The 3,160-nt window shown below is 58.5% G+C and carries 3 protein-coding genes; all 3 read left to right on the top strand.

Going from position 1 to position 3,160, the window contains the following annotated elements:
- Positions 1-415: 415 nt before the first annotated feature.
- The gene (locus EOA22_RS28890) at positions 416-838 is read left to right on the top strand and encodes a metalloregulator ArsR/SmtB family transcription factor (RefSeq protein ID WP_063170839.1); all 423 of its coding nucleotides are present in this window, start codon (positions 416-418) and stop codon (positions 836-838) included.
- A 409-nt stretch (positions 839-1,247) separates the two neighbouring features.
- Entirely contained in the window at positions 1,248-1,703 is a 456-nt protein-coding gene (locus EOA22_RS28895) for a MucR family transcriptional regulator (protein ID WP_127390401.1), read from the top strand.
- A gap of 483 nt (positions 1,704-2,186) precedes the next feature.
- The coding region (locus tag EOA22_RS28900) for an AraC family transcriptional regulator (protein ID WP_164755940.1) at positions 2,187-3,160 on the top strand (974 nt) is incomplete at its 3' end.

Genomic DNA, 3,160 nt, shown 5'->3' on the forward strand with positions numbered 1-3,160 from the left:
GCGCATCCCGTTGATACGCAATGCAATCATACCGTCAAAAGGGCTAACTCCGAAATGCGGTGGGGAGAACCCGCCACCTTAATCATAATGGAGGAGCCGACACTATCGACATGGCTGTGGTATTTTGTCTGCCGGGTCACGTAAAGGAGCGGTGAGTGGAACAGGTCACGACTTGCTGGGCCAGTCAGCTGGCGGAAGGACGCCTCAATGGTTTCGTGCCAATCCAACAACAGCGCTCAACGATGGCTGGACTTGAATCCGAGCGCGCCGAGAGGCATGCCAAGGCTTGTGGGTTGAGACGGCTTCGGTCCTACGCCCAGTGGCTCGTGCCAGATGATCTGGCCGTGTTCATTGAAGAGATCGATTGTTCCGCAGTCTTCGGGCGTGACGGCAAGTTGCTGGGGAAGAGGCATCCATGGTCTCGGACGGACTAAGGGCTAACGCCGCACAAGCGGCCGAATTTCTGGAGGTGCTGGGCAATGCGCGGCGGCTGCACATTTTGAGCTTGCTGCTCGACTATGAATTGCCGGATCGCAAAATTCGCGAACGGCTTAATATTAGCCGGACAGCCTCGTGGCACCACCTAGCCAAGCTCCGGGAAGTTGGGCTCGTAAAAATCCGCCGGGACGGCCGGAATGTATATTTTTCCTCTGAAAATCGAGCGGTACGCGATCTGCTTTGCAATTGGAATGTCGTGGTTGCTGTCCAGCAGTCTGGGCAAGCGGTTCCGCCCGGTGGCGGTGCCTTGGCGGTGACATGCCAGGATCTTGTGCACTCGGCCCCCGGTCTGGAAAACCGAGTTTGTCAAAGCGCCAGCGAGTCCCGGAGCGACGAGTGATTATCCCCAGGAATCTCGGTTAGACACCGTTGGATCGAGAAGATCACCCGCGCGATTGTTGCCACCCGCGGGTTTTCTCTGCGGCGTCAGCCCCCGGATCGCGAAACGGCTGACGCATACCCTGTGGATTGGCGAATGCCGCCGACTATGGTCGCGCTATCGACGCGCCCGATTGAACCTCGGTACTCCGACTTGCGCTATAAACACTCGGTATCCTGCTACTGCCTCAAGCCGGCATTGAATCAATCCTGTGGTCAGTCAGTTGCCAGCGGGTAGGTCAGGTGCGGTGCCACCGCTTTAAAATATAGACAGGTTTCTTCGCGTGGAGCCCCATCCATGATCTGTGGGCCGTTGCACGTTGTAAAGTTCCTCAATAGAGACAAAGCCAATCAAATGGGAAACTCGAAATATGCAGAATGACGCTGAAGCACCGCAGGTCCAGTTGTTGCAGCTCACCACCGACATAGTGGCGGCATATGTCCAGAAGAACGCCATTCCGGCGGCCGGTCTTCCCGAATTGATCGCCAGCGTCAATTCTGCCTTGTCGGGATTGGGTCAGCCGGTGGAAGCGACGCCGCCCGCGCTTGTTCCGGCAGTCAATCCAAAAAAGTCCGTGTTTCCCGATTACATCATCAGCCTGGAGGACGGACGCAAGTTCAAGTCTATGAAGCGCCACCTTGGGTTGCTGGGAATGACACCCGACGAGTACAGAGCCAGGTGGGGGCTCGCCAAGGACTATCCCATGGTTGCACCGAGCTACGCGGCCCAGCGGTCAGCCCTCGCGAAATCCAGCGGACTCGGCCGCAAGCCAACTGCAAAAACGCCGTTGAGGAAAACACCAGCGAATCGGAAAGCTAAGGCCTAACAACAGGTGTCTATCAAAGGCGGCGGGGCAACCTGGATCACAAGGCAAGCATCACAATATCGCTCGGCTCCAAATATCGGCCTGGATAACAAATACCGTCCTCTGTTGAAAGCGACCGTGAGCCATCATCAGCTCTGACGAATGGCTGCAACCGATAAATGGTGAGACCCCGGACACTCATTGGGAGACCCCAGGGCGCAGCGTCCAATCTCATATGGTGCGGGGATGGCGGTAGGCTGCGGCGGCTGATCGGCCTCGCAGCTGTTCAGAGACAGGAAACTGCTCCATCCTTTTACCAGTTGCTCCGTTACGGCCGCAGCAATCTAGTGCGTGGTGCCTCCGCGCTCGGCATGTAGACAAGTTCTTCACCTGGAGACGCATTCATGATCGGCGGGCGTGTTGCCGTCTCTCTTGGTACTTTCGATTTGTGCAAACAATCCATAATTACGATAAGACGTTTCACTATCTCCGTTTCGAGGTCCAATGTCTGAAGTGGACTGGCTGAGCCATCTCCTGCAAATCATCACCGTGACCGGCCAGCTCGAGGTCCGCTGCGCCTATGGTGCACCGTGGCGCGTTGCCTGGAACAAGGCTGCCGCGAACGAAATTCCCTACCACGTCATAGTCAAGGGCCGGGCCATTCTCGAGGATCCGAAGACGAGAGCGGCGCGGGAGCTGCTGAGCGGAGATATTGTGCTGCTGCCTCACGGCGCGGCGCATGTACTGCACGACGGTAGCGGGCAAACACCAATTCCTACCCAGCAACGCCGGGGGTCAGCCGGATGGATGCTGAGCGAGAATGATGGCGAGGGCGAGCAACTGGATCTGCTGTGTGGGCGATTTTTTATCGCGCCACCCCATGATCGACTGATCCGCAACTACCTGCCCGCCAACCTGGTGACACGCGCTGTGGACAGCCATGGAGAAGACGGCATGGGGTCCGCATCCAACCAACTTGCCGGTCTTGTCGGGCTGATGCGGATGGAGTCCTCCGGTGACAGGGCGGGAGGGCGCGCCATTCTCAACGCGCTTTCCTCGGCGCTTTTCACACTGGTACTGCGCGCGGCGAGCCAATCCGGGAAAGCCCCCGAAGGCTTGTTGGCCCTGGCTGGCCATCCGCGGCTGGCACCAGCAATTGCGGCAATGTTCGCCGATGCGGCACGGCCTTGGAAACTGCCCGATCTGGCCGATTTGTGCGGGGTGTCGCGCGCTACGTTCATGCGCCAGTTTCAGGACAAGCTGGGTCGCTCCGCCCTCGATTTTTTGCCTGATCTGCGCATGAGCCTGGCCGCCAACGAGTTGAAGAAGCCAGCCATCAGCGCAGAGGCCGTGGCCGAGACCGTCGGGTATCAATCCGTTTCGGCATTCCGGCATGTCTTCGCCGAAAGGATGGGGATGACGCCGGGGGAGTGGCGGCGACTGGCGCACAAGGGCGAGTACCACTCACGGTCTGGGAT

Source organism: Mesorhizobium sp. M7A.F.Ca.US.014.04.1.1, assembly GCF_003998745.1.
Lineage (GTDB): Bacteria > Pseudomonadota > Alphaproteobacteria > Rhizobiales > Rhizobiaceae > Mesorhizobium > Mesorhizobium ciceri.

What these genes read in the sequence shown, in the direction of transcription:
- EOA22_RS28890 (WP_063170839.1), top strand. Translation starts at nt 416, where the DNA reads ATGGTCTCGGACGGACTAAGGGCTAACGCCGCACAAGCGGCCGAATTT.
- EOA22_RS28895 (WP_127390401.1), top strand. Translation starts at nt 1,248, where the DNA reads ATGCAGAATGACGCTGAAGCACCGCAGGTCCAGTTGTTGCAGCTCACC.